General features: G+C 51.4%; 20 protein-coding genes. 10 read left to right on the top strand and 10 right to left on the bottom strand.

What is annotated here, in order from left to right:
* The first annotated feature begins 77 nt into the window (after positions 1-77).
* Together AC58P5_RS01020 and AC58P5_RS01015 are read left to right on the top strand one after the other, a co-directional pair.
* Positions 78-494: an organic hydroperoxide resistance protein gene (locus AC58P5_RS01020; RefSeq protein WP_497384036.1), complete on the top strand. Its 417-nt coding sequence runs from the start codon at positions 78-80 to the stop codon at positions 492-494.
* Between the two features lie 106 nt (positions 495-600).
* Positions 601-1,764, top strand: coding sequence for an iron-containing alcohol dehydrogenase (locus tag AC58P5_RS01015; RefSeq protein WP_497384035.1), 1,164 nt, complete (start codon positions 601-603; stop codon positions 1,762-1,764).
* A 327-nt stretch (positions 1,765-2,091) separates the two neighbouring features.
* Here AC58P5_RS01015 and AC58P5_RS01010 read toward each other — a convergent pair whose 3' ends face one another.
* Both AC58P5_RS01010 and AC58P5_RS01005 read right to left on the bottom strand, forming a co-directional pair.
* Positions 2,092-2,601: a DNA-deoxyinosine glycosylase gene (locus AC58P5_RS01010; RefSeq protein ID WP_497384034.1), complete on the bottom strand. Its 510-nt coding sequence runs from the start codon at positions 2,599-2,601 to the stop codon at positions 2,092-2,094.
* Positions 2,602-2,619: 18 nt separating this feature from the next.
* Positions 2,620-3,291: a DUF421 domain-containing protein gene (locus AC58P5_RS01005; RefSeq protein WP_497385999.1), complete on the bottom strand. Its 672-nt coding sequence runs from the start codon at positions 3,289-3,291 to the stop codon at positions 2,620-2,622.
* 434 nt (positions 3,292-3,725) lie between these two features.
* Between AC58P5_RS01005 and xerS the strand changes: the two genes are divergently transcribed.
* Both xerS and AC58P5_RS00995 read left to right on the top strand, forming a co-directional pair.
* Complete coding sequence (gene xerS / locus AC58P5_RS01000) at positions 3,726-4,808, top strand: tyrosine recombinase XerS (protein WP_497384033.1); 1,083 nt, start codon at positions 3,726-3,728, stop codon at positions 4,806-4,808.
* A 146-nt stretch (positions 4,809-4,954) separates the two neighbouring features.
* The gene (locus AC58P5_RS00995; RefSeq protein WP_497384032.1) at positions 4,955-5,509 is read left to right on the top strand and encodes a GNAT family N-acetyltransferase; all 555 of its coding nucleotides are present in this window, start codon (positions 4,955-4,957) and stop codon (positions 5,507-5,509) included.
* 122 nt (positions 5,510-5,631) lie between these two features.
* On the opposite strand, the gene AC58P5_RS00990 is transcribed toward AC58P5_RS00995, so the two are convergent.
* Positions 5,632-6,450 (bottom strand): class I SAM-dependent methyltransferase, encoded by an 819-nt coding sequence (locus tag AC58P5_RS00990; RefSeq protein ID WP_497384031.1) that lies wholly within the window; start codon positions 6,448-6,450, stop codon positions 5,632-5,634.
* 67 nt (positions 6,451-6,517) lie between these two features.
* Positions 6,518-7,243, bottom strand: coding sequence for a YceI family protein (locus AC58P5_RS00985; protein WP_497384030.1), 726 nt, complete (start codon positions 7,241-7,243; stop codon positions 6,518-6,520).
* A 285-nt stretch (positions 7,244-7,528) separates the two neighbouring features.
* Here AC58P5_RS00985 and AC58P5_RS00980 point away from each other — a divergent pair, with 285 nt between their 5' ends.
* The 3 genes from AC58P5_RS00980 (at position 7,529) to AC58P5_RS00970 (ending at position 11,897) form a co-directional block, all read left to right on the top strand.
* Positions 7,529-8,209, top strand: coding sequence for a response regulator transcription factor (locus AC58P5_RS00980; protein ID WP_497384029.1), 681 nt, complete (start codon positions 7,529-7,531; stop codon positions 8,207-8,209).
* Entirely contained in the window at positions 8,206-9,588 is a 1,383-nt protein-coding gene (locus tag AC58P5_RS00975) for a sensor histidine kinase (protein WP_497384028.1), read from the top strand. Before AC58P5_RS00980 ends, AC58P5_RS00975 begins: the two co-directional genes overlap by 4 nt.
* Positions 9,589-9,662: 74 nt before the next feature.
* Complete coding sequence (locus AC58P5_RS00970; RefSeq protein WP_497384027.1) at positions 9,663-11,897, top strand: MMPL family transporter; 2,235 nt, start codon at positions 9,663-9,665, stop codon at positions 11,895-11,897.
* A gap of 77 nt (positions 11,898-11,974) precedes the next feature.
* Here the strand turns inward: AC58P5_RS00970 and AC58P5_RS00965 are convergent, their stop codons facing one another.
* Entirely contained in the window at positions 11,975-13,189 is a 1,215-nt protein-coding gene (locus tag AC58P5_RS00965; protein WP_497384026.1) for an MFS transporter, read from the bottom strand.
* A gap of 204 nt (positions 13,190-13,393) precedes the next feature.
* Between AC58P5_RS00965 and AC58P5_RS00960 the strand changes: the two genes are divergently transcribed.
* Both AC58P5_RS00960 and AC58P5_RS00955 read left to right on the top strand, forming a co-directional pair.
* Positions 13,394-13,999: a TetR/AcrR family transcriptional regulator gene (locus AC58P5_RS00960; RefSeq protein ID WP_497384025.1), complete on the top strand. Its 606-nt coding sequence runs from the start codon at positions 13,394-13,396 to the stop codon at positions 13,997-13,999.
* A gap of 138 nt (positions 14,000-14,137) precedes the next feature.
* Positions 14,138-15,007 (top strand): AraC family transcriptional regulator, encoded by an 870-nt coding sequence (locus AC58P5_RS00955; RefSeq protein WP_497384024.1) that lies wholly within the window; start codon positions 14,138-14,140, stop codon positions 15,005-15,007.
* 139 nt (positions 15,008-15,146) lie between these two features.
* Here AC58P5_RS00955 and ilvD read toward each other — a convergent pair whose 3' ends face one another.
* The 3 genes from ilvD to AC58P5_RS00940 form a co-directional block, all read right to left on the bottom strand.
* Positions 15,147-16,832 carry a dihydroxy-acid dehydratase gene (gene ilvD, locus AC58P5_RS00950; RefSeq protein WP_497384023.1) on the bottom strand — a complete coding sequence of 562 codons (1,686 nt, stop codon included), beginning with the start codon at positions 16,830-16,832 and terminating at the stop codon, positions 15,147-15,149.
* A gap of 114 nt (positions 16,833-16,946) precedes the next feature.
* On the bottom strand, positions 16,947-17,678 hold the full coding sequence (locus tag AC58P5_RS00945; protein WP_497384022.1) for a phosphonate ABC transporter ATP-binding protein: 732 nt from the start codon (positions 17,676-17,678) through the stop codon (positions 16,947-16,949).
* A gap of 255 nt (positions 17,679-17,933) precedes the next feature.
* Positions 17,934-20,348: a glycosyl hydrolase family 18 protein gene (locus AC58P5_RS00940; protein ID WP_497384021.1), complete on the bottom strand. Its 2,415-nt coding sequence runs from the start codon at positions 20,346-20,348 to the stop codon at positions 17,934-17,936.
* 594 nt (positions 20,349-20,942) lie between these two features.
* Here AC58P5_RS00940 and AC58P5_RS00935 point away from each other — a divergent pair.
* A complete protein-coding gene (locus tag AC58P5_RS00935; RefSeq protein ID WP_497384020.1) occupies positions 20,943-21,887 on the top strand; it encodes a hypothetical protein in 945 nt (314 codons plus the stop codon).
* A gap of 224 nt (positions 21,888-22,111) precedes the next feature.
* On the opposite strand, the gene AC58P5_RS00930 is transcribed toward AC58P5_RS00935, so the two are convergent.
* Together AC58P5_RS00930 and AC58P5_RS00925 are read right to left on the bottom strand one after the other, a co-directional pair.
* On the bottom strand, positions 22,112-22,714 hold the full coding sequence (locus AC58P5_RS00930; RefSeq protein WP_497384018.1) for a TetR/AcrR family transcriptional regulator: 603 nt from the start codon (positions 22,712-22,714) through the stop codon (positions 22,112-22,114).
* Positions 22,715-23,449 (bottom strand): MBL fold metallo-hydrolase, encoded by a 735-nt coding sequence (locus AC58P5_RS00925; RefSeq protein ID WP_497384016.1) that lies wholly within the window; start codon positions 23,447-23,449, stop codon positions 22,715-22,717.
* Positions 23,450-23,494 lie beyond the last annotated feature (45 nt).

The raw sequence follows: 23,494 nt of genomic DNA, 5'->3' as shown, positions 1-23,494 counted from the left end.
AGTTGCTTTAAGGAGTAGGAGCGGACAAATCCTTGATTTGGCTGACATTCCTCACAATCGAAAGGAGATAAACGATCATGAAAACCATGTATACGACTTCCGCAACGGCTCAAAAAGGACGCAAAGGACGGGTCGCAACCCCGGACGGTAAACTGGATCTACAGCTCAGCATGCCCAAAGAAATGGGCGGTGACGGTGGCGAAGGAACGAACCCCGAACAATTGTTCGCTTCCGGCTATTCGGCTTGTTTTTTGAGCGCGGTCGAACTGGTCGCCAAGAAAAAAGGCATCTCCACGGAAAACGCGAAGCTGACGGCAGATGTTTCTATCGGCAAAAACGAGGATGGAAGCCTGCAATTGGCAGCTAAACTTCAGCTCTCCGTGCCCGGAGCGGATAAGTCCCAAGTGGAAGAACTGCTTGAAGAAGCTCATCAGGTTTGCCCGTATTCCCGTGCGACACGCGGAAATATGGAGGTAGAACTCCAAGCGGTTTAATACTTCCAATCCCTACCTGGATAAAGTGGATTGCGGCCCTGCTCATAGGCTACAATAGAAAAGACGGATATTTCCGTCCATCTTCCCGGTAGAAGGAGATCCCACTATGAAAAACTTTACTTTCCATAATCCGACCAAGCTCATTTTCGGCAAAGGACAGCTGGAACAGCTTCCTAAAGAGCTTACCGCATACGGCAAAAGAGTTCTCCTCGTTTACGGCGGCGGCAGTATCAAGCGCAGCGGGCTTTACGACCAGGTCGTTTCCCTGCTCCAAGGCGCCGGTGCCGAAATTTTCGAACTGGCCGGCGTAGAACCGAACCCCCGCGTAAGTACGGTGAAGCGCGGCGCGGATCTTTGCAAGAAAGAAAATATCGAAGTGATCCTCGCTGTAGGCGGCGGCAGCGTAATCGACTGCACGAAAGCTATAGCGGCGGGTGCCAAATACGACGGCGACGTGTGGGATTTCATGACACGCAAAGCATCTCCCGCAGATGCGCTGCCGTTCGGAACCGTCTTGACACTAGCGGCGACCGGTTCGGAAATGAACGCCGGTTCCGTCATCACCAATTGGGAAACCCAAGAGAAATACGGTTGGGGATCCCCGCTCGTGTTCCCGAAATTCTCCATTCTCGATCCGGCCTTCACGGCAACCGTACCGAAAGATCAGACGGTGTACGGCATGGTCGATATTATGTCGCACGTATTCGAGCAGTATTTTCATCATACGCGAAACACGCTTGTCCAGGATGGCTTTTGCGAGACCATCTTGAGGTCTGTGATTGAAACGGCTCCGAAGCTTGTTGAAGATCTGGAGAATTACGAATACCGGGAAACCATTCTTTACAGCGGCACGATGGCTTTGAACGGCCTGCTCGCCATGGGTGTGCAGGGAGATTGGGCGAGTCACAATATCGAGCACGCGGTTTCCGCCGTCTACGACATCCCGCACGGCGGAGGACTTGCCATTCTGTTCCCGAACTGGATGACTCACGTTCTGGACGAGAATGTCGGACGGTTCAAGCAGTTCGCAGTCCGTGTATTCGGCATTTCGGCCGACGGCAAGTCCGACCGCGATGTAGCGCTCGAAGGTATTGAAGCGCTGCGCAGCTTCTGGAATTCCATCGGCGCGCCAAGCCGTCTGGCGGATTACGACATCGACGACAGCAAGCTGGACGTCATGGTCGACCGGGCGATGGTATACGGTCCGTTCGGCTATTTCAAGCGTCTGGACCGCGAAGATGTGACGGCCATTTACCGGGCTTCGCTGTAACCGACCGTAACGGCACGCACCATCCCCCGGTAAAGCAGCCGCAAGGCGCACGCCGCGCCAACTGCCAAGCTCCGGCTGAACATAGAAGAAGCCCCGCTTCATTGACGGTTGTCAGTGGAGCGGGGCTTCTTTGCGTCAGCAGGGCTTGGCCTGCCCGGCAGCAGATCACGGCGGCGCGAAGGGCCGGTAAGCCAGCTTTGGGCACGGTGCCTTGTTTGGCACAGCGCAAGCTTTCAGCATGCGGGAAGGCGGCGGATCACGGTGGACCGCGCTTTAAGCCGCAGGCTGGCGGGGACCCACGAAGCGCGCAAGGACAGGACGCCGCATTTATGCGTTCCGGCCGGGCACGCCCTGCCAGGCTTCCTGCCAGGCGGCGAGCTTGCGCTCCCAGCCCATCGCGTTGGCCGGACTCGATGACGGCAGCCGGACAAAGTCGAGCCGGCTATCGGCGAGCAGGTGCCCGGCATGCTTGCGGAACAGCTTCTCGGAAGCTGCGCCGTTAAACATGACGGTGCGAAGATTCGGATATTCCGCGAACAACGCGTCAAAATCGTTCACGGCCGGCTCCCGGATGTTCGCGTCCAGACTCCCCTCCCGCTCGCAGGAAGCGAGCACATCCCATAAAGCGATTTTGCGGTTGACTGCAAACCGCAGCCGTTCTTCATAGGTATCCGGCACCCGGTCTTCACCATGCAGCGAAGCCAGCAGCCTCCAGAAATCGTTGCGCGGATTTCCGTAGTATTCCTGTCTCTCCAGCGAAAGCTCTCCCGGCATGGAGCCCAAGATCAGCACAAGGCTGTCCGGAGCGATGACAGGCTCGAATCCCATACATAACATAAGTACCTTCTCCTGTTCTTATTTTCCCCATTCCGATGCGTAAAAGCCATGCTCACGATGCCATTCCGCATAGAAAATATCTTTAATCTGCTTGAAGCCGGACTCCTTCACCTGTTCCTTCAGCCATTCTTCGTCCCGGCCGATGCGGTCCAGCTCTTTGAATTTAATTTGTCCTTCTTCAATCAGAGGGACCGGCAGTTCCACGGTGTCTTCCGGCAGGTTCAAGTCTCCCCGGGCGACCGTATCGTACGGCGATTTTTTTAATACGCTGAGCGAGCCGTTGTTTTCGAAAATGCCGTAAGCGACTTCATGAAGGGAAAAAACCCCCTGTTCCCTAAGCAGCATAAGAAGCTGTTCCAAATCGAGACTGTTCGCTCTCATCGCCTTTACGTTCAGCTTCCCTTTTTCAATAACGACAGCCGGACTGCCTTCGAACGCGCGGCGCAGCTTTTTATATTTTTGCGTAATTTTTTCGAACGTCAGGGAAAGCACGGTCCAGAAGGCGAGCGCAAACAAAAGCTCAATATATTTGACCTCTTTATCATACACGGTGTTCCCCACAAGTTCACTCAGCATAAGAGCGGAGACGAAATCGAACGGAGTGAGCTGGGAAATTTCTTTTTTGCCGAGCAGCCGGGTTATTCCCCACAAGCCGATGAATGCGGTAATCAGTTTGATTCCGATGTACATAAAATCCACGCTGGAACACCCGCTTTCTGGTCCTGGTAGTTTCGGTAACCTGAAAACAGCCGTCATGCCGTTCAAATTTCAGATAGTACTCAATAACCGGAAAAGCCCGTTTGCAAACAGGAATTCCGTGTCAGCCGGGCATGGTTTATAATAGAAGAAGGACGAACAGGGAATTAAGACTCAAGCCCGAACAAAAAAAGATAGTTACATAATATTTATTATGTAAACAACATCTCTTCTTACTTTGGAATGAAGCTGCGCCGCAAGACACTCGGATTTACGTAGGCTCTGTTTTTGCTGTAGTATCCAACTCCCGTTTGGTTTCCAGTTTCCGCATGCGGATGTATGTACGTATTATCGTTCATTTTCAGCACATCTGCTCATGTTCGACTTTCCTGGCTCGCTTGATTAAGAAAGGTATTGAGGTGCACCCGATGAATATTCAGAAACAAAAAGATCGTGAAGAACTCGATAGAAAGATTCCTTTTATGCCGTGGTATGTGGATAAATTCATTCATCACAAGCTTCCGGACCTCTCCCCTTCCACCCTGCTGGAGTATGTACGGGATTATGAAACGTTCTTCTCCTGGCTCCTGGCCGAGGGACTTAGCACCGCGGAACGGATGGCGGACATTCCACTGGAGGATCTGGAAAAGCTTCATATGGAAAGCGTCGATCATTACCGGGCTTATCTGGCGACGAAGAAAGATCAAGCCAACACGAAGATTACGATCAACCGCAAAATTTCGTCTCTGCGTTCTCTGTTTCATTACTTAAGCCAGATTGCCGAGGATGAAAATTATTATCCGCTGCTTAAACGCAACGTGATGGCCAAGATTGAAATCAAGCGGACGAACAAGGCCAAAGATTTGGCGGGAAAATTGGAAGGAAAGCTTCTTCAAGAAAATGAAATCTTCGAATTTATCGACTATATCCGCAGCGGGTACGAACATGACATCGCGAACAATAAGCAGGCCCTGTATGCGTACGAGCTGAACAAAATCCGCGATGCCTGCATCGTAAGCCTCATTCTTCATTCGGGCCTGCGTGTCTCGGAAGTCGTCAATTTAACGCTGGACGATCTCGATATGAAAAAAAGAACCGTGTATGTATACCGCAAAGGTAACAACGACGGTTCTTTCAAAACAAGGGTTTTCTTCCGGCAGGAAGCCGTGGACGATCTAACCTGCTACCTGCAGCTTAGAGAAACCCGGTACCATCCTCCCAAGAAGGAAAAAGCGCTTTTTCTTACGATTCCCAACGGTAAAAAGGAAGGGCAGCTGATGTCCAAGCGGGCCATGCAGGAAATGGTCATCAAATATGCGAAGCGCTTCGGCAAGCCCTTTCTTAGCGTACATAAGCTGCGGCATTCGTTCGCAACCGACTATTATTTGCAAAACGATTTGTACAAGACGCAGGAACAGCTTGGTCACGCATCATCCGATACGACGCAAATTTATGCCCACTTGACCGATAAAACGATGGAAGAAGCGATCGACAAGCGAAAAGAAGGCTAGCATTCATTGAGGTCGTTAATAATTAATCTCATTAACTATATTCAGTCTGCTCTTACCTCCCTTTCCGCTTCTCTCCAATTTCTATAGAATCTTCTTTTATTCACTAAGCTTCACTAAACTTTGCCGTAAAGGATGCCGTGACTAGGATGCCTATAACAACTGATCTTATTTACCTTCGCTATTTGACTCAAGAGGATGCTCCCGCTCTCCTCGCGCTCATGCAGAGAAACCAGACCTACTTTGAGCCGTTTACGATTACACGTCCGGACTCGTTTTACACGCTTGAAGAACAATCCGCACGGATTCAAAAGTGGACCGACGACAGGGCAGCGGACAAGAGCTACAATTTCGGACTCTTTTTCAAAGAAAACGATGAGCTGATCGGGGAGATTTCATTGTTCCACGCCTCCCGCGAACCGGCGCACAAATGCATGATGGGGTACTGTCTGGATCACGCCTACCAAGGTAAAGGGATCATGTCCCATGCGGCACGCCTTGCCTTGGACTTCGCATTCGATGAAGCCGGGTTTCACCGCGTGGAAGCGGGAGTTATGCCTCACAACATCGGCTCTATCCGGGTGCTGGAAAAGGCAGGTTTTCAGCGTGAAGGCCTCGCCCGTAAAAACGTGAAAATCAACGGAGCCTGGCAGGACCACGTCATGTTTGCCATCCTCGAAGAAGACGAGCGGCCGCGGTCTTAACTTCCGGCTGTGCCTTCAACCATTACAAAAGACAGTTCAGATGAAGCTTGGATAAGCTCTCCTGAACTGTCTTTTTCAGTGCCCTTGGGCCTTGACCGGTATATTATTGCGCTGCAAGTTTGTTATTTCCGTTTACGGAGGCCTTTTACCGGTTTGCGCGAAGCCGTTTTCTTTTTCACCGGCCGCTTGCTTTCCTTCCTCCGTTTGCGGGGAACCGGCAGAGGATCCCGCTGGGGAAGAACAGAGCCTGGCTCATGCCGGAACATGCTTTCATGCGGCAGCCCGCCGCTTTCCGTTCTGGCGGCCTCTTCCCTTCTCCGCTCCGTCAGGACAAGCGGCTCTTCGTAAGTCCCCTGCGCCAGCTCTTCCAGCTCCTGCTGAGAAATCGGCTCCTTAACCGCCACGAAATAATACAAGATTTCGTCTACCACATTGAGCGTGGATTGACGCAGCATACGCCGGTCTTCATCATCATAGATGGGAGACAAATACTGCGGCAGGTAAAAGAATTCGCAGCGCAGAAGCCTTAAGTCGATCTCGGCCTTGGAACCTTTATCCCATCCGGCGGGCACGTCCGTCATATAGCTGTTTTCGCGCAAAGGATCGTATACATACAACTCGTTCGTGAAAAAACGGGGTAGCTGTTCGTCAAACAAGGAACGGAACTTCGGGTTAACCGCATGATAAGACGTATGCGCATATGGAGCAAGCAGGCAGATGACCGCTTTATGCCGGCAAACACGATAAATTTCCTTCATCACGTTCATCAGATCGGGCACATATTCCAGCGAACGGCTGGCCATGACGAAATCAACCGTATCGTTATCGAGCGGGATGCCCTCATTTACATCGCACTGAAGATCAACACAGGGGAGCGCCTCTTTGTCGATACCGATATAACCGGGATGTTTGCGCAGGCCGCATCCCAAATCGATTTTCATACCCATCGCTCCCTATCCCTTTACCAGATACTATTACCGTATGGATAAAGCGGATGTTTGGCATGGGTCAAGCGCCAATCTCAAGGAAATTGTGCGAATCGGCCTGCCGGTGTTGTTGTGTATCCGGATTGTCAGGCTCCAGAATAAGCGTCACTTCAAGCGTGGCCATATTTTTTCCCGTATAGATCGGTTCGAGCAGTTCGGGAATTCCGAATTTTTTGGTTTCCAGGCCGCTGCACCTTGCTTTTAGCTCGATTCGGCTGCCGGTATGCTTGATCTCTCCTTTGAACCGGATCGGTTGGGTCATATTCCTTACCGTCAGTTCGCCTTCGATCGTCAGCGGATGAGGTTCCCCTTCCAGGAGAGGTTTTTCCAGGCCGCCCACTTTAACGACCCGAAACGAAGCTTCCGGATAAGCTTTTGCGTTAAAAAAATACCAATCCCGCAGCTTGGCGTTCCAAGCAGGATCTTCCGAATATAGAGAAGTCATGTCGGCGGCAACCGTGCCCAGTATGTGTTCCGTGTCTTCCTGGGTGATTTTTAACAGCCCCGAAAGCTTCGGAAACGTAATATCAAGCGATTCGTGAGGCGATATAACCGAAACCGCCGCCGAAGACCCCGCAGTCACTTTCCACGTTTTGCCCAGTTGGAGCGGGCCCAACTTGTCTCCTTGTTGTATTTCCTTCTCCTGTGTCCATAAAGGTTCCCTGGCTATTGCGATATATCCCGCCAAACTCCCCAAAATCAGAACAGCTCCAAGCGTACCGAACCACCAATAGCGACTCCGATTCATTCGTAAGCAGTGCCCCCTTTTTGGCATAACCGGATGGCCTTCAATAAGTTACATAATATTTATTATGTAAACATGTAAATTGATTTTACAAGCGCTTTCAGTTCATCTCCTAAATGCCACCGTTATAGGAAATTTGTCCTAGATAACTAATTCGTCATAAAATTTCATATTCCTTTCCCAATTTTTCTGGGTATACGGAATTATTCAAATTTTAAGTTAATTTTTACATCCGCCAGGAATCGAGTACAATAATGGAGCAACCATTCCCCTGAAGAAGGTGTTAGCTTGAAGACTCATCTCTTGATTGCCGATGACGATGCGCATATACGCGAGCTTCTGCAATTTATTTTCAAAAAGGAAAATTACCTCGTATCCGAGGCCGCTAACGGCGAAGAAGCCGCCGTGCTGCTGGAACGGGAGCAAATTCATCTCGCGGTTATCGACGTCATGATGCCGGGCAAAAACGGACTGGAGCTGTGCGAGGAAATCCGCAGCTATTATGACATCCCGGTTATTTTGCTTACCGCCAAAGGCGAGCTTGAGGATAAGGAAAAAGGATATTTGTCCGGTACGGACGATTATCTCGTGAAACCGTTCGAGCCTAAAGAACTACTTTTCCGAGTGAAAGCTCTTTTGAGACGCTATCAGCTCGTTTCTTCGGACGTTATCGCACTGAACCGGACCGTTATAGACCGCAAGAGCTATGAAATACATATTGAAGGAAAGACATACGTCATTCCGCTCAAAGAATTCGAACTGCTGGCTCAACTGGCCAGCCATCCGGGCCGCATTTTTACGAGAGAGCAGCTCCTGGAACGGGTATGGGGAGCCGGCTATGAAGGAGGCAGCCGGACGATAGACGTGCACATCAAACGGCTGCGGGAGCGTTTTCACGATAAAACGCGGGATTTCGTTCTGACAACGGTACGCGGTCTCGGCTACAAATTAGAGGTGTGCTCCACATGAAGACTTTGTATGTACGGATCGTCGTCACCTTTCTTCTGATCGCCATAGTCAGCAGCGCGGCGGCGCTTCTCCTCTCCAACGGCTACTATTCCGCCAAGCTCCGGGACTATAACGAACAGAAGATTCTGAGAATTTCACAGGAAATCCGGGGTCTGTACGAGAAAATCCCGGGTCTTAAGCTCGACGAGTATTTGACCTCCATCGCCAATATGGGGTTTCAAGTTTATGCGGTAGACGACGGGCTTAGGGGAACTTTTTACGGGACGCCTTTCAAACATAAAGAGATCGACAAAGAAACGATTGTCCGCGTGCTGAACGGCGATACTTATCACGGAGTTATGGAAGAGCGGCACCTGCTCCTCGTGACGGGTTTTTTCGAGAACAGCATCCGCAACAGCATCGGAATTCCGGTGCAAAGCGGCGGCAAAACGATGGCCTTATTCATCCGTCCCAACATGGAGCAGCAGATCGGGGAAGTCCGGATTCTGATGGCGCTTCTGCTCGGCTTCACGTTTCTGCTCAGTCTGGTGCTCATTGTTATTTCCACCCGCTTTATCGTTAAGCCCGTGCAGAAATTGACGGAAGCAACGAACAAAATCGTAGGCGGAGATTATAACATCCATATGGACGTCACGCGGCGGGACGAAATCGGCAACCTGGCCCGGCATTTTACGCAGATGGCGCAGTCGCTGGAAAAACTTGATCAGATGCGGCAGGAGTTCGTCGCTAATGTTTCGCATGAAATTCAGTCTCCTCTCACGACTATTCAAGGTTTTGCCCAGAGCATCCTGGAGAAAGGCGCTTCACCCGAGGAGGAGCGGAGATACCTCCGGATTATCGAAGAAGAAAGCCGCCGGCTATCGTCTCTCAGCAAAGAGCTTCTGACGCTGGCCGCCCTGGACAAAGAGGCTAGTGTCCTTAAACCTTCCTCCTTCCGGCTGGACGAGCAGATCCGGCAAATTTTCATTACGACGGAATGGCAGTGGACGGAAAAAGCGCTTCAACTCCAACTGGATCTCCCCGAGCTGGTCATTCGCGCGGATTCGCCGCTTCTGCACCAGGTGTGGTTGAATCTGATTTCCAACAGCATCAAATTTACCCGGCCGGGAGACACGATCTCCGTAAAAATCCGGCTGGAACAAGAACATGAGATCCTCGTTACAATCGGCGATAACGGACCGGGTATCCCTCCCGAAGACCTCCCCCATATCTTTGACCGCTTCTATAAAGGGGATAAATCCCGCGACCGCTCCCGCTCCGGCAGCGGCCTAGGACTTTCCATCGCCCATAAAATCGTCACCTTGCACCGGGGCAGTATCGAAGCCGAGAGCCGCCCGGGCGAAGGAACGGTGTTTCGGATCCGTCTTCCTCAACTGTAACCTTCCGTTCATCGTCCGTTCATAATCCTGTCCTACAATTCAGTTTAGAATAAGGACAGGAGGTTATGAACATCATGAACAACCCGTGGAACAAACTCTCGCGCACAGTAAGCTCCCCCAGAGGAGCTAAAATCATCGCTGCCGTATGGATAATCGCGATCGTGATACTCAGCCTGGCTGCGCCGGGATCGAAACAGGTTGCCGTAAGCAGCGGAGAAGGCAGCGCACTTAGCGAGACGCCTTCGGAAGCGGCTCAAAAAATCATGAACGAGCGCTTTCCATCCGAGGACGGTTTGACCGCCCTGCTCGTTTTTCACGGCACAAATGCGATTACGGCCGAAGAACGGTCGAAGATAGCCGGAATAAGCGAATGGCTGGCCTCCGCCGGCAAACCGCCGCAGATAGCCGGTACGCTCCCTTTTCATACGCTGCCGAAAGCAGTCCAGGACAAGATGTTTTCGGATGACGGAACGACCATTCTGCTGAACGCCGCTTTCCATAAAGATCTGGAATCCGGACAGCTGTACGAAGGGCTGCAGCAAATCCGCACCTATGTCGAGCAGACCGGAATCGGTTCACTCGATTTCAAAATCACCGGCCCGGCCGGTATTGCGGCGGACACGACTTCCCTTTTCAAGAACGCCGACTTTGTCCTCATGTTCGCTACCGTCGGCCTGATTCTGGTGATTCTGATGATCATTTACCGGTCACCGCTTCTAGCCGTTATCCCTCTCGTCATTTCCGGCATGGTCTACATGGTCGTGGACCGATTGCTCGGCCTGGCCGGGAAATACGGCTGGTTTCTCGTCGACAAACAGGCGCTATCCATCATGATGATTCTGCTCTTCGCCGTACTGACCGATTACTGCTTGTTCGTACTGGCCCGCTACAGGGAGGAACTCAAAACGGCAGCCGGCAAATACGAAGCCATGCAGCATGCCCTAAGCCGGGTAGCGGAGCCGATCCTGTTCAGCGGCGGTACGGTACTTGTCGCCATGCTCACGTTGTTTACCGCCGTTTTCAAGCCCTACCACCATTTTGCCCCCGTGTTCTCGGCAGCTATGACCGTTATCCTGCTCGGTGGACTTACGCTTATTCCCGCGGTTTTTGCCCTGCTGGGCAGGAAAGCGTTCTGGCCGTTTGTTCCGAAGCCTGCGAAACCCTCAGCCGACAAAGTGAAGGGCATTTGGGCTCGAATGGGCGGATTCGTTACGCGCAAGCCCGGTTTAACGGCCGGCATACTTCTTCTTGCCTTGCTCGCGTCTTCGCTTACCGTCACTTCGATGAAGTATTCGTTTAATCTCTTGAAATCATTTCCGGACAGTACTTCATCGCGTCAAGGCTTCGAGATTCTTGAAACCAAGTTCCCGCCTGGACAGCTTGCCCCGGTATCGGTCCTTTTAACTTCGGAGAAAAAGCTGCCGCTGGACGCCGCCTTTTACGATAAGACCGCCGCCCTGACCGGCCTCTTAAAAAATCAGCCGGGCGTAAACGCCGTCTCTCCGGAGATTAAGCCCGCTTTACCCGCAAGCGGCGGTACGCAGCTTCCGAAAAATGTGTTATCGGCGGACGGAACCGCTATGAAACTGCAGCTGACGCTGGAGAGCAATCCGTACGAGCCGGTCTCGCTCGATCGGCTCGGTCTGCTTCGCGGCATCAGTCCGGCGCTTCTGGAGAAAAGCGGACTGAGTCCGTCCGAATTCGCCCTGCATTACGCAGGACAAACGGCGGAGCAGCTCGATGTCAGGAACATGAACAAGCGGGATACGATCCTTCTTTTCTCTCTGATCACGCTATTTATTACGCTTATGCTGCTCATTCAGACCAAATCGTTGAAGCATGCGCTCACTATGATCGCAACGATGCTGCTGTCCTACACGGCTACACTCGGCCTTGGCTGGATGATCTTTCATTTCGTGCTCGGTTATGATTCCATCAGCTATCGCTTGCCGGTATACACCTTCGTATTCCTGATCGCGCTGGGTGTCGATTACAACATTATGCTCGTATCGCGCATTAAAGAAGAGGCGGCACGACACCCGTGGAAAGAAGCCGTAAGTCGCGGCGTCGCATTGACGGGAGGAGTTATCTCATCTGCCGGACTCATTCTTGCCGCCACCTTCACCGTGCTCATCACCCAGCCGCTGCAGGAGCTCTTTCTGTTCGGCTTGACGATGGCCCTCGGCATTCTTCTCGACACGTTCCTGGTCCGGGGCATGCTGCTCCCCGCTCTGCTCGTCTTTACCGGGGACCGCAAAAATAGCCGGATGCACCGTAAAGCCGGAACAGAACTTATTCCGCCCCGTTAACCAAACAAATCTCAGGAGGGCTAGCTTGCTCGTGACAAACAAAAAAACGCCGTAATGGCGTTTCTTTGTTTGTCTTTTTAATTAGAGCCGCCGGCCGGAATCAGCTTGCGTTTGCTTTTGCTGCTCCAGGAGGTCGAGATGATGAACGATATGACCAGGATAACCGCACCGAACATATACGGGAGGTTAATTTGTACGTCGAACAGGATACCCGCGATGGCAGGGCCGAAAATATTCCCGAGGCTCATGTACGCATTGTTCATTCCCGCGACGAAGCCCTGCTCATCTCCCGCCATTTTGGACAAGAGTGTATTGATTGCGGGCCGCATGATGGAAGTCAGGGTGAAGAACATCATAGTAATCACCAGAATATACCAGAAGTTGCCTGACAGCAGCATCAGAATCAGACACACTGCCGACAGGATAAAGGTCAAGTTAATGAGCTTCTTCTCTCCGAAACGACGGATCAGCTTGTCGATCAGCATCGCCTGAATAACGGCGCCGATCAACGCTCCGACGGTAATCAGAATCGAAATATCCTTCGCTGTGTAACCGTATTTGTTATCCACGAACAGCGGGAATACCGCTTCGAAGTTAGCCAGCCCGAAAGTAAGTGCGAACACGAGCAGCAGCAGGATAAAATACGGGGCTTTGAACGACTGTCCCAGCTGAATAAAAATACTTTCCTTCTTCACCTGAGACGAACGGTTAGCGGCGAGTTCTTCTTTGGACAACGATTCGGGCAGAACAAGCAGGGAACCGATCATCGCCAAAGCGCCGACCGCGGCCGACACGTAGAACGGAGCCCGCAAACCGAGTTCCGCCAGAAACCCGCCGATGCCGGGTCCGATAACGAAACCGAGCGACATGGCCGCCCCGAGCATCCCCATTCCTTTTCCGCGTTTCTCGTCGGTCGTAATGTCCGCAATGTAAGCCATCATGGATGGAATCATAGCGGCTGCGCCGATACCGCCGATCAGACGGGAAGCATACAGCATCCAGACTTCGGAAGCCATGGCGAACAGCAGATTAGAGATCGTGAACAGCGCCAGACCGGACACGATCATTTTTCTGCGGCCGTATTTATCCGACCACTCCCCCCCGATGGGAGAGAAAATAAACTGAGTAAGACCGAAAGCCGCTACGAGATAGCCCGCTGTCTTGCCTCCGAGGCCAAACTCTTTCAAAAATTCAGGCAGGACCGGAATAATAAGTCCGATACCGAGCATCGCGATAAACATATTGATCATCAAGATGACCAACGGCGAGCGGCGGTTTTTCATTGTGCTCATTTGGATTCTCCCTTCAGCTATCCTTATAAAAGGGTAACTGCTTCTTTTTGTATTACAGAAGTATAGCGCACAGATTAACTTTTAGTCAATTTGTAAGGTTGTAAAGTTTTTTTTATAAGATAACTCTCCGGGACGGGCTTGACTTTAAACAAGTCTCGTTCCTATGATAAGGTTGGTATTTAATGCTTAACCGAGGTGAAAAGATTGCCCAGAAATCCAAAACGAGACCAGGAAATCCGCAAAGAACGCTGTGACCAAATTTTATCCGCGGCTGTCGAGCTTTTTGCCAAAAACGGGCTAAACTCCACGAAGATTTCAGAGATCGCCCAAGAAGCCCATATGAGCCACGGCCTTATTTATAACTATTTTCAGTCCAAAGAAGAAATTTATATTTCGATCGTGGAGAAAAATCTATGCATCCTGACGGCGCTTTTCGAGCAGGCGCACAACTTGCCGGATGCCTCTTCTTACGAGAAACTGACTTGGCTGCTGGATCAGGTCCACAGCGAAAGAAGGGACGACGCCGTATTCTACCAGGTCGTCGCGGACCAGATTCTCACTTCCGACTCCGTGTCCGATCAGCTGAAAATGTCCGTCCGCACGAGCATCGGCGACAATCTGAAGCTGCTCACCCGTATTTTCCGGGAAGGCCAGGAGAAAGGCGAATTCATTCAAGGCGATCCGCGCGAGTTGGCCTTCTATTTCACGAATATGATCCAGGCCGTGCTTCTTGCCGAGACAAGAGGGATCTTTTTCACGGGCACTCCCCTGCACCGCAATTTGCTTCAGCTCTTTTTGCCGAAAGCCTGAAAATCTGTCGGCATAAATGATAGCCGGTCGCTCCGTTAAAGGACGGCCGGTTTTTGCGCCCCCTGCAAAACGGTGCACGAATTGTCGGATGCGATAAACCCGTTTCTGCTAGTGTAAAGTTGAAAGGAGGTCATGAGCATGAATGGGCTGGAAAAGATGAACAGTGCCCTTGCGTACATCGAAGAAAACCTTACCAACGACATTGATTTCAAAGAAGTCGCCAGGCTTGCGGTAAGCTCGGAGTATCATTTCAAACGGATGTTTTCGACCCTTGCGGGAGTTACGCTTTCGGAGTATATCCGCCGCAGGCGCCTTACACTGGCTGCCTTGGAGCTGGCCAACACGGACCTCAGGCTGCTGGATGTCGCCGTTAAGTACGGCTACAGCTCTTCCGATTCTTTTGCGAGAGCATTCCTCAGTCTCCATGGGATTAATCCATCCGAAGCTCGGATTCGGGGGCAATCTTTGAAAGCTTACCCGCGCATGACCTTCCAGTTAACGATACAAGGAGGAAGCGAGATGAACTATCGTATTGTAGAAAAAGAAGCCTTCCGGATCGTCGGACTTTACAAGAGAGTACCCTTGATCTATAACGGAGTTAACCCCGCGATGGATTCGATGTGGCAAAGTCTGACCCCTGAGACGATCACACTGCTGAAATCGTTATCGAGCGTAGAACCGTCGGGCATCATCAGTGCGTCCGTGAACTTCTCGGAAGGGCGTCTCGAACACGGGGAGCTCGATCATTATATCGGCGCCGCAACGACGAAAGACTGCCCCGAGCAACTGGCTCAGCTGGAAGTTAAGGCTTCCACCTGGGCGGTATTCGAAGCGGTCGGACCTTTCCCCCAGACGCTTCAAAATGTTTGGGGCCGGATTTATGCCGAATGGTTTCCGTCCTCCGGCTATGAAAGTACGGAAGGACCGGAACTATTATGGAACGAAAGCAAAGATACCAGTTCCCCGACCTACAGAAGTGAAATATGGATTCCGGTTGTGAAAAAGTAACCTTCCAATCTCTCACAAGCTTAGGTAAAGAAAGATCTCTATTGGCCAAAAATATCTATAGCACAAAAAGAGCCCCGTTCTCAACGGGGCTCTTTCATGTCCGATTCTAGTATAAACGTATAGAACAGATAAGTGCGTATTAGATCTTCATTACGCCGCCGGTGCTAGCGCTCGTAACAAGCTTGGAGTAGCGGGCCAGGTAGCCGGTCTTCACTTTCGGTTCGAACCCTTTCCAGCCTTTGCGGCGCTCTTCCATTTCTTCGTCGCTGATTTTCAGCTCGATTTTGCGCTCGATCAGATCCAGTTCAATGATGTCGCCATCCTCAACGAAGGCGATCGGTCCGCCTTCGGCCGCTTCCGGCGAAATGTGGCCGATGCTGATTCCGCGGGATGCGCCGGAGAAACGGCCGTCCGTGATCAGGCCGACTTTGGCGCCGAGGCCCATGCCGACGATCTGCGATGTCGGAGCAAGCATTTCCGGCATGCCGGGGCCGCCTTTAGGACCTTCGTAACGGATGACCACCACGTGGCCTTCTTTGACTTTGCCGTTGGCGATGCCGTACAGCGCATCGTCCTGGGAGTCAAAGCAGATGGCCGGTCCGACATGGCGTCCGCCTACGGAAGCGTCTACCGCGCCGACCTTGATGATGCTGCCGTTCGGCGCCAGGTTGCCGAACAGGACCGCAAGGCCGCCGCGCTCGGAATGCGGGTTATCCAGCGAGTGGATAACTTCCTTGTTCAAAATCTCCGCGCCCGCCACGTTCTCGGCCAGCGTCTTGCCGGTTACGGTCATGCAGTCGCCTTTAATGGCGCCCGGCTTTTTGAGCAGTTCGTTGATAACCGCGCTTACGCCGCCGGCTTCGTGGATATCCTCGATGTGCCAGTCCGATGCGGGAGCGACTTTGGACAGATGCGGCACACGGTTCGCCACTTCGTTGATGCGCTCGATCGGATATTCGAATCCCGCTTCATGAGCGAGAGCCAGTGTATGAAGAACGGTATTCGTCGATCCGCCCATGGCCATATCTAAAGCGAACGCGTTGTCGATGGCATCGATCGTAACGATGTCGCGCGGCTTCAGATCGAGCTTGATCAGCTCCATTAGCTGCGTCGCGGACTGTTTCACGAATTCTCTGCGCTCCGGAGATACGGCGAGAATCGTGCCGTTGCCCGGCATAGCCAGTCCAAGCGCTTCACACAAGCAGTTCATGGAGTTCGCCGTGAACATGCCGGAACAGGAACCGCAAGTCGGACAGCCATATTGTTCAAGCTCGAGAAGAGCTTTATCGTCGATCTTACCGACCTGGTAGGCACCTACGCCTTCGAATACGGAAGTCAGGGAAATCGAACGGCCATTGCTGTCTTTACCCGCTTTCATCGGGCCGCCGCTTACGAATACGGTCGGAATGTTGACGCGCAGGGCACCCATCATCATACCCGGGGTGATTTTGTCGCAGTTCGGGATACAAACCATGCCGTCGAACCAGTGCGCGGAAACGACCGTCTCCAGGGAGTCGGCGATAATCTCGCGGCTCGGAAGGGAGTAACGCATGCCGATGTGGCCCATCGCAATGCCGTCGTCTACGCCGATCGTGTTGAATTCAAATGGTACGCCGCCCGCTTCGCGGATAGCGTCCTTAACGATTTTACCGAATTCTTGCAGATGAACGTGACCCGGTACGATATCGATGTAAGAGTTGCATACCGCGATAAACGGTTTGCCGAAATCCTCTTCCTTCACTCCAGCCGCGCGCAGCAAGCTGCGGTGCGGCGCCCGGTCGAACCCCTTCTTGATCATATCGCTTCTCATGCCTTGTTTAGCCATCTATGATTCCTCCCGATTCTATCAAGTGCGTTGCCGTTTTACTGCATTAAAAGGAATTGTATCACGGATAATCCTTGTTTGCCTATCTTTTTTGCAAAGGAATGTCGAAAAATATCAATCAAAGATTTTAGCTCGCTCCATTGAAGAGAGCTTGCGGCCCGCGATGTCCAGGACGATCTTCCCTCCGGCGAGGCCCCAGATGCGGCTGGCATACCGCTCCGCGAACTCCACGTTGTGCAGGGAGCAGACGACCGTCACCTTCTCCCGCTTGCAAAGCTCCCGCAAATCTTGCAGCACGCTGTTGGCGGCTTCGGGATCGAGACCGGACACAGGCTCATCCGCAATGACAATTTTCGCGCCCTGCACAAGCGCCCGCGCGATCGAAACTCTCTGCCTCTCTCCCCCGCTCAAATCCTCGACTTTCTTCTCGGCTTTATCGAGCAGGCCGACTTTCTCCAGATAGTCCATGGCAAGCACATGCTCGTCCCGGGCATTCGTGCCGGTTAACATGCGCATGACGGACTTTTCGTAAAACCGCCCTTTCAGCACGTTCTTGACGGCCGTCTGCTTCCTGTCCAGTGCCGGGCTTTCTTCGATAAACGTCCAGTCCCGCTTAAGCTTAAACTTCTCGGCGATTCCGAGCGACGTAATGTCCCGGTCGTTATAAATGAACTGGCCGTCGTCCCATTTTTCTTTCAAAGCGATGCACTTCAGCAGGGTCGTTTTCCCGCTCCCGCTTGCGCCGACAAGCCCGATCAGCTCGCCTTCGTCGATTTGCAGCGATATTTTGGATAGGATCTCCTGTCCCGTGGTCAGCTTTTTGGTCAAATTGCGTATCGTCAACATCAGCCGTATGCTCCCTCGTCTCCGTTAGGTGCACACGCTTACAACTGCGTGCGTCAGCCTTTGCTAGTTTCACCTATTATAGCAAAAACACGGTCGATGAGGAATCGTTTCGTCAGGAGGACGTACGGAACCCTCCCGCAGGTGTCTGAAAAAAGACACCCGCAGAAGGGTCCGCAGAAACAACTTATGACCATTTAGCTTACAAGGTTAATCGGCCGGATCGTCGGAATGATACGGATGCCGCTGCTTCAATCTTCACTTTTTCAAGCTTGCGTTAAGCTGATCGCATTCGGCCGCGGTTACGTTCTGTCCGCACACCGCAATCTGATCCTTCGGCTTGCCGTCCGAAACATCGCTGACCAGCTTATTGCCGAGAATGTGGTTCAGCGCGTTAAGGTTGTAGCCGTTGTCCTGCTCGAGCTGCCATCCGAAAATACCGGCAAGCCCGTTGTCCTTGGCATACTGCGTTTTAAGCGCGACAGTACGCGGTGTTTCGACGGTGATGAACGAGCCGATCGGATTCACGAGATAATCGGCATTGGCCGCTTTGTCGGTGTATAGCTTATAGCCGTTCTTAGGCTTCAGCTCTTTATCCAGGTAGTTCTGATAAAGATCGTAACCCTCGACGACTCCGGCTTCCCAGGAGCCTACTCCGGCGATGCCGAGGATCAGGCTTTTGCCTTTCCAGGCCAGGTCTCCGAAAGTCGATTTAGCGATTAAACCGTTCGTGTATTCCGTAATGTCCCCGTTTTTCATCGCTTTGGAGCGGTGATAGTTGGCGATGCCGATCATGATTTTATTGGCCGGTACGCCGTATCCTTTAAGCAGCTTGACAGTCGTATCCAGAGAGAGATCCACGTGCTTGCCCGTTGCGGGGTCCTTGGTGTTCGGGTTTGGATACAGCGGCGTGTGATGGCCAAGCTCCCGTTCCCAGGCTCCGCTCAGATCATAGGTCATTGCGTAGAGACGGTTGAGGTATTTGCTCGCTTCGGCCCAGTCGATCTTGGCCAGTTTTTCTTCCGTCGCCGGAATCGCGCTAGACAGGCGGTATTCCTTGCCGGTTTTCTTGGTGAGCCAGTCGAGGCCGGCCCGCAGTTCTTTCAGAAGCTTGATGTAGTTCTCGGGATCGTCCTTGCGTGCCATCCCTATGACGGCACCGTCGGAAGCGGGATATTCCCAGTCGATGTCGACGCCGTCAAAGCCGAACTGTTCCAGGAAGCGGACGACGGAATCGACGAACGCTTTGCGTCGCGTCGTATCGGAAGCCATCCACGGAAAGCCTTCGCTCAGCGTCCAGCCGCCTACGGAGAGATCCAGCTTCAGATTCGGGTTCGCTTTGCGGAGCTGGTAGAGCGCGCCGAAAACACCCGCTACATCGTTCGGATCTAGATCGTACATGCTCTCGGTTCCCGTGATTTTGCCTCCCGTCTGACCCGGAAGCGTCCGCAAGAAAGCGGCTTCAAAATCCGCGATAGCCATTGCTCCGTCAGGCAGTTTGCTCTGCTTGCACGTCCGGTTAACCGATGCCGGAGCCGTGGTCGGGAAACCCGGGTCCTGCGTGTTCTGGGCAGCCGGGAAGCAGATGCCCGCGAAGCCGTAAACGAGCCGGTTCACGTTCTTCACCGGAAGCTTGCTGAAATCGAACCGGCGGCCGTAGATGGCCCAGTCCCCGAGGTACTCGACAACTTCCTGGCCGGCACTCATTTCGTACGTGTTGTGCTGCAGCGGCAATGTGCCCGAAGGAAGCTTGGCGACCCGTCCGCCCGTATCGGCGTCAAAGCCGGGATGGTTGCCGCCGGGATCGGTGGCGGGATCGATACCGCCCTTGGTGCCGCCCGTTCCCGTGCCGGATACGGGATGTCCGGCGCTGATTGCGCCCGTCGGGTTAACTTTACCGGCATTGGTGTTGCCGGTTCCCGGGTTCGCCGTGCCGTAATCTATGTTGTTCGGGATGGACACCGGACAAAGATCGTTGCTGATTTTGCCGGCTACTTCCCACATGTTATAGGTGGTGTCGTCAGGTGCTATGCCATGCACATCGGAAGTGGCTCTGTATGCCTTTCCTTTATAACCGACAATTTTGCCTTTGGCGTAAATCTTCGAAGCGCTCCAATCCGGCGCGCAGAAAGGCGTCGTCGGTTCGGGCTTGGTCGGATCCGTCGTATCCAGCTTCCAGAGCGTCGGCGTCGAAGCCGGCTCCCAGCCTACAAGCGCAGTGTGCGCCGCAAGAGCTTTATATGTTTTGCCGTTGTAAGTGACGAGGTCGCCTACCTTATAGGCGGTGCCGGCCTGCCAAGCGGGTGCTCCCGTACCTGGGCTTGGACTTGGACTCGGGCTGGGGCTTGGATTGGGACTTGGACTTGGGTTGGGGCTTGGACTCGGATTGGGACTCGGACTCGGGCTAGGGCTCGGTGTAGGGTCCGCCGATTTTTTCCACAGCGAAGCTACGTTCGGAGGTTCCCACCCGTTCAAGGAAGTATGGGGCTGCAGGCATTCATACGTGACACCGTTGTAGGAAACAAGATCTTTCGCTTTGTAAGCCGTGTTCGGCGCCCATTGGGCGGCCGCTCCCGATGATGTAGAGGGATAAAGGGGAAGTAAACTGAGCAATAAAGTGACCAGCAGCAGCAATGGGAGTAATTTCTTACCGTACGCTTGCGTTGCGTGCATAAAATAACTCCTTCCACTATTTAAGTTTTGTGCGGTCCTTGCCTTCCCTGGCAGGCGTAAAGATTCTTCGTCTCCTTTCCTGTAAATTGTATAAAAACTCCCGAAATGAAAGGAGCTTATACCGGTGTCGGGCGCAGAAGCCATGATCCTATTTTTAAATATGGAAGCGTTTTCCACAAGGGGGACATTCGCATGATAGAGGGAGAATTATATCCATTTTACTGGAAATTAAAAAGAAGCCGGGAAGGCTCCTTCTCTCAAATGAATTTTATGTCTGAAGTTTGATGAACCTATTTTGATCATCCAGGTTTCCAATCTGATAGCAAGATATTTTCTCAGCCAATGGCTAAAAACAGCAATCGCTGAACAAAAGTAATTAGCCGCCGATTTGTTATCGTCGATTATTTTTAATTTACAATATATCCAATTCCAGGGTTAAATAATTATTTATCTCCGTTATCGTGAACAGTCATATGCACAATCAGGAGCCAAAAGCTAACATTGCACAAATATCGTTGTAAAAATTGCACTCTAATTTTATATCTGTTCGATTACGATAAAATTATTAAACATATTGCAAGGAGATGAAAATAATTGAAAGAATCGGATATTCAATGGGTATTCAGTGGTGTAGGAGTATTTACAATCTCGTCTATAGTAACACTCCTATTTCCAGGTCTCATCTATGCACTTAGATATTTTAGACCACTTCTTTCCAATGAAGAAAAAACTCTACTGAGTAGACAAGGCAGAGCTGTGCGAAGGGTATTTCTATGGATGAGTAGTGCCGTTTTCAGTGCAGCATACTTTGGTTTATTTACAACCTATTCATCTTCAGAATTCTCTTTCTACAATTACTTAGTTCCCATTTATTTATCTAAATATTTTTACATGTTCTTTGTGCCTTTTGTTATTGCAGTTATTGTTTTTTCATTGAGTAAAACAGCACAATCTAAGTATAGATCTTGGGCAAAAAGGGGAATCAATCAGAATCGAACAAAAAAATCCAAGCTACTTTTATTTTTTTTAATTATTTTCTATTTTCTAACTATTGGGGTTAGTATGGGAACCCTTGTGAATTCACTTTTAATAGTGGTGATAAAAGAAAATACTTTAAACGTGTCATCCTCTATTATGGCAGTTTTTTATTTTTATAAATTGCCTTTTAGCTATGTGTATATTTTTATCCTCTGTTTTAGTTTATATTCCTTAAGCTTAATTCCTTTGAGAATGATCTGGCATTTTATCAGTCATTCTAAAGTAGTGTTAAATGTAACTACTAGAAATGGACATATCCACGCAAACAAATACCTTTTAAATCCAAATATTGATAACAGTTTATTGCTTGGTGCTACCGACAATGATTTTGATCCGAAAAAAATATTAATACCGATAAATTTAATTTCACATATCGAGTTTTCAACCATATATTTCGAATTCGAGACCGAGGTTAAACGAGAAATGCAATCTGATTTCATTATTTTGCCTAAGCAATTTGATGACCGTGAAAAAATTATTGTTCGCAAAATGGGATTATAATTACCTCTAAACTAATCATATATAACATTACTTAAATAAAAGGCAACCATTGGCTTTCATCTAATTAAAGAAATAGCCTTGGTTGCCTTATTATTAATTCTATATTTAGATCGTTATGGGTTTTGTGTTGTATCAATGGTGTCTAATTTGTCTTCATCTCGGTTGAAACCCTATTTTACATCCAAAACCTTATTTAGAATGCTTTTGGTCTGAACTCAAACTTTTTATTTTAAAGCAGAATTCTGCGGCCCGGTTTCTTCTTGTTTCATCACATGAATACCTGCCAGAAAAGCCGAGATGAGCAGCTTCTGGCTCACCTCCACCGAAAGCGCGATCCCGAAACCTCCGGAACGCTCGATGGATGAGAAGCCATGCAAAATGCTTCGGAGTCCTCTTGTCGCGTGGATAGCCGCATCCCCTTCCAGCCCGTAGTAACGGAGTACTCCGACGATAAGGCTGACAATTTCGGTCGAAATACGCTCCAGCTCGCTCTCCTTCCGGTCGGGTGCGCGGAGTGTCGCTTCGTAAAGACCGGGATGTCTCCGTGCAAAGGCGGCATAAGCTGCCCCCAGCGCAAAGACAGCCTTGTCGCCTTCCAATCCTTCGACGGCAGCGGCCAAATCACCCTGAAGGATCGACAGGCTGTAGAGAGCAAGTCTGGCTCTCAGAGCGCCCAGTCCTTCGATATGATTGTAAAGAGATGGAGAGCGCACATTGAGCTTCTGTGCAAGCAAGGCCAGTGTAACGGCTTCAAAGCCGTGTTCGTCGGCCAGCTCGGCAGCCGCTCTGAGAAGTGTTTGTTCATCGAGACCTATTCTGGGTGACATCTAAAGGGAGCTCCTTCCATTCAGCGTGGTTGCAAGATTCCGCTCGGCGGCGGTAATGGCCAGATCCAGCTTGGCGGCGGGGTTTGCCAGCATCGTTCCATGGCCGACCGCGAGCAGAGACGGGGAATATTCCCGAAGCTTCTTGACGCTATCCAGCGCTTCGTATTTGTTCCAGGTAGCCAGCGCCGGAAACGGGAAAAGCAGTTTAACTTGACCCGAAACCGCTATCCCCGCTCTGAGCTGCAGGGCATCGCCCGCGATGACGGCATTGCTGCGGACATCAAGGAAGCTCATCGAACCCGGCGTATGTCCCGGTGTCGACAAAGCAAGCAGGGAGCCGATCCGGTCTCCTTCCTTTAAAAGCACGTCAGGGACGGTCGTCACTTTCTTCGGAACGGCCCCGCGAACGGGCGTCTGAGGCTCATCCGGATCAAGAGTGACGTCTCCCTTGAGCAGCCGCGCGTCACGGGCGGAGATCAACACCTCCGCTTGGGGCAGGATCTTCTTAAGCTCGTCGAGAGCGCCGACATGATCCTCATGCGCATGCGTCAGAACGATCCGCTTAATCGGTTTGCCGATTCCGCCGGCGGCTTTCATAATGCCTTTGGCACTGAAAGGCATCGCCGCGTCCACGAGTGTCAATCCGTCCTTTTCTTCCACCAGATAACAGTTTACCGGAAATAGCCGGGGTAAAAAAGCCAATTGGTACAGATTTCCCACACGCGTAATTTTCATCGAATATTCCTCCGCTTCCAAAAACTAATATCATTAGCTTTATAA

The sequence above is a fragment of the Paenibacillus sp. JT31N7 genome, assembly GCF_059692095.1.
This window is presented reverse-complemented; position numbering and strand designations above follow the sequence as displayed.

Bases quoted from the DNA above. Each gene is read 5' to 3' on its own strand.
- AC58P5_RS01015 (WP_497384035.1), top strand. From the start codon at position 601: ATGAAAAACTTTACTTTCCATAATCCGACCAAGCTCATTTTCGGCAAA.
- AC58P5_RS00995 (WP_497384032.1), top strand. From the start codon at position 4,955: ATGCCTATAACAACTGATCTTATTTACCTTCGCTATTTGACTCAAGAG.
- xerS (WP_497384033.1), top strand. From the start codon at position 3,726: ATGAATATTCAGAAACAAAAAGATCGTGAAGAACTCGATAGAAAGATT.
- AC58P5_RS01010 (WP_497384034.1), bottom strand. From the start codon at position 2,601: ATGTTATGTATGGGATTCGAGCCTGTCATCGCTCCGGACAGCCTTGTG.
- AC58P5_RS00945 (WP_497384022.1), bottom strand. From the start codon at position 17,678: ATGTTGACGATACGCAATTTGACCAAAAAGCTGACCACGGGACAGGAG.
- AC58P5_RS00965 (WP_497384026.1), bottom strand. From the start codon at position 13,189: ATGAGCACAATGAAAAACCGCCGCTCGCCGTTGGTCATCTTGATGATC.
- AC58P5_RS00955 (WP_497384024.1), top strand. From the start codon at position 14,138: ATGAATGGGCTGGAAAAGATGAACAGTGCCCTTGCGTACATCGAAGAA.
- AC58P5_RS01020 (WP_497384036.1), top strand. From the start codon at position 78: ATGAAAACCATGTATACGACTTCCGCAACGGCTCAAAAAGGACGCAAA.
- AC58P5_RS00930 (WP_497384018.1), bottom strand. From the start codon at position 22,714: ATGTCACCCAGAATAGGTCTCGATGAACAAACACTTCTCAGAGCGGCT.
- AC58P5_RS00985 (WP_497384030.1), bottom strand. From the start codon at position 7,243: ATGAATCGGAGTCGCTATTGGTGGTTCGGTACGCTTGGAGCTGTTCTG.
- AC58P5_RS00990 (WP_497384031.1), bottom strand. From the start codon at position 6,450: ATGAAAATCGATTTGGGATGCGGCCTGCGCAAACATCCCGGTTATATC.
- ilvD (WP_497384023.1), bottom strand. From the start codon at position 16,832: ATGGCTAAACAAGGCATGAGAAGCGATATGATCAAGAAGGGGTTCGAC.
- AC58P5_RS00940 (WP_497384021.1), bottom strand. From the start codon at position 20,348: ATGCACGCAACGCAAGCGTACGGTAAGAAATTACTCCCATTGCTGCTG.
- AC58P5_RS00925 (WP_497384016.1), bottom strand. From the start codon at position 23,449: ATGAAAATTACGCGTGTGGGAAATCTGTACCAATTGGCTTTTTTACCC.
- AC58P5_RS00975 (WP_497384028.1), top strand. From the start codon at position 8,206: ATGAAGACTTTGTATGTACGGATCGTCGTCACCTTTCTTCTGATCGCC.
- AC58P5_RS01005 (WP_497385999.1), bottom strand. From the start codon at position 3,291: ATGTACATCGGAATCAAACTGATTACCGCATTCATCGGCTTGTGGGGA.
- AC58P5_RS00970 (WP_497384027.1), top strand. From the start codon at position 9,663: ATGAACAACCCGTGGAACAAACTCTCGCGCACAGTAAGCTCCCCCAGA.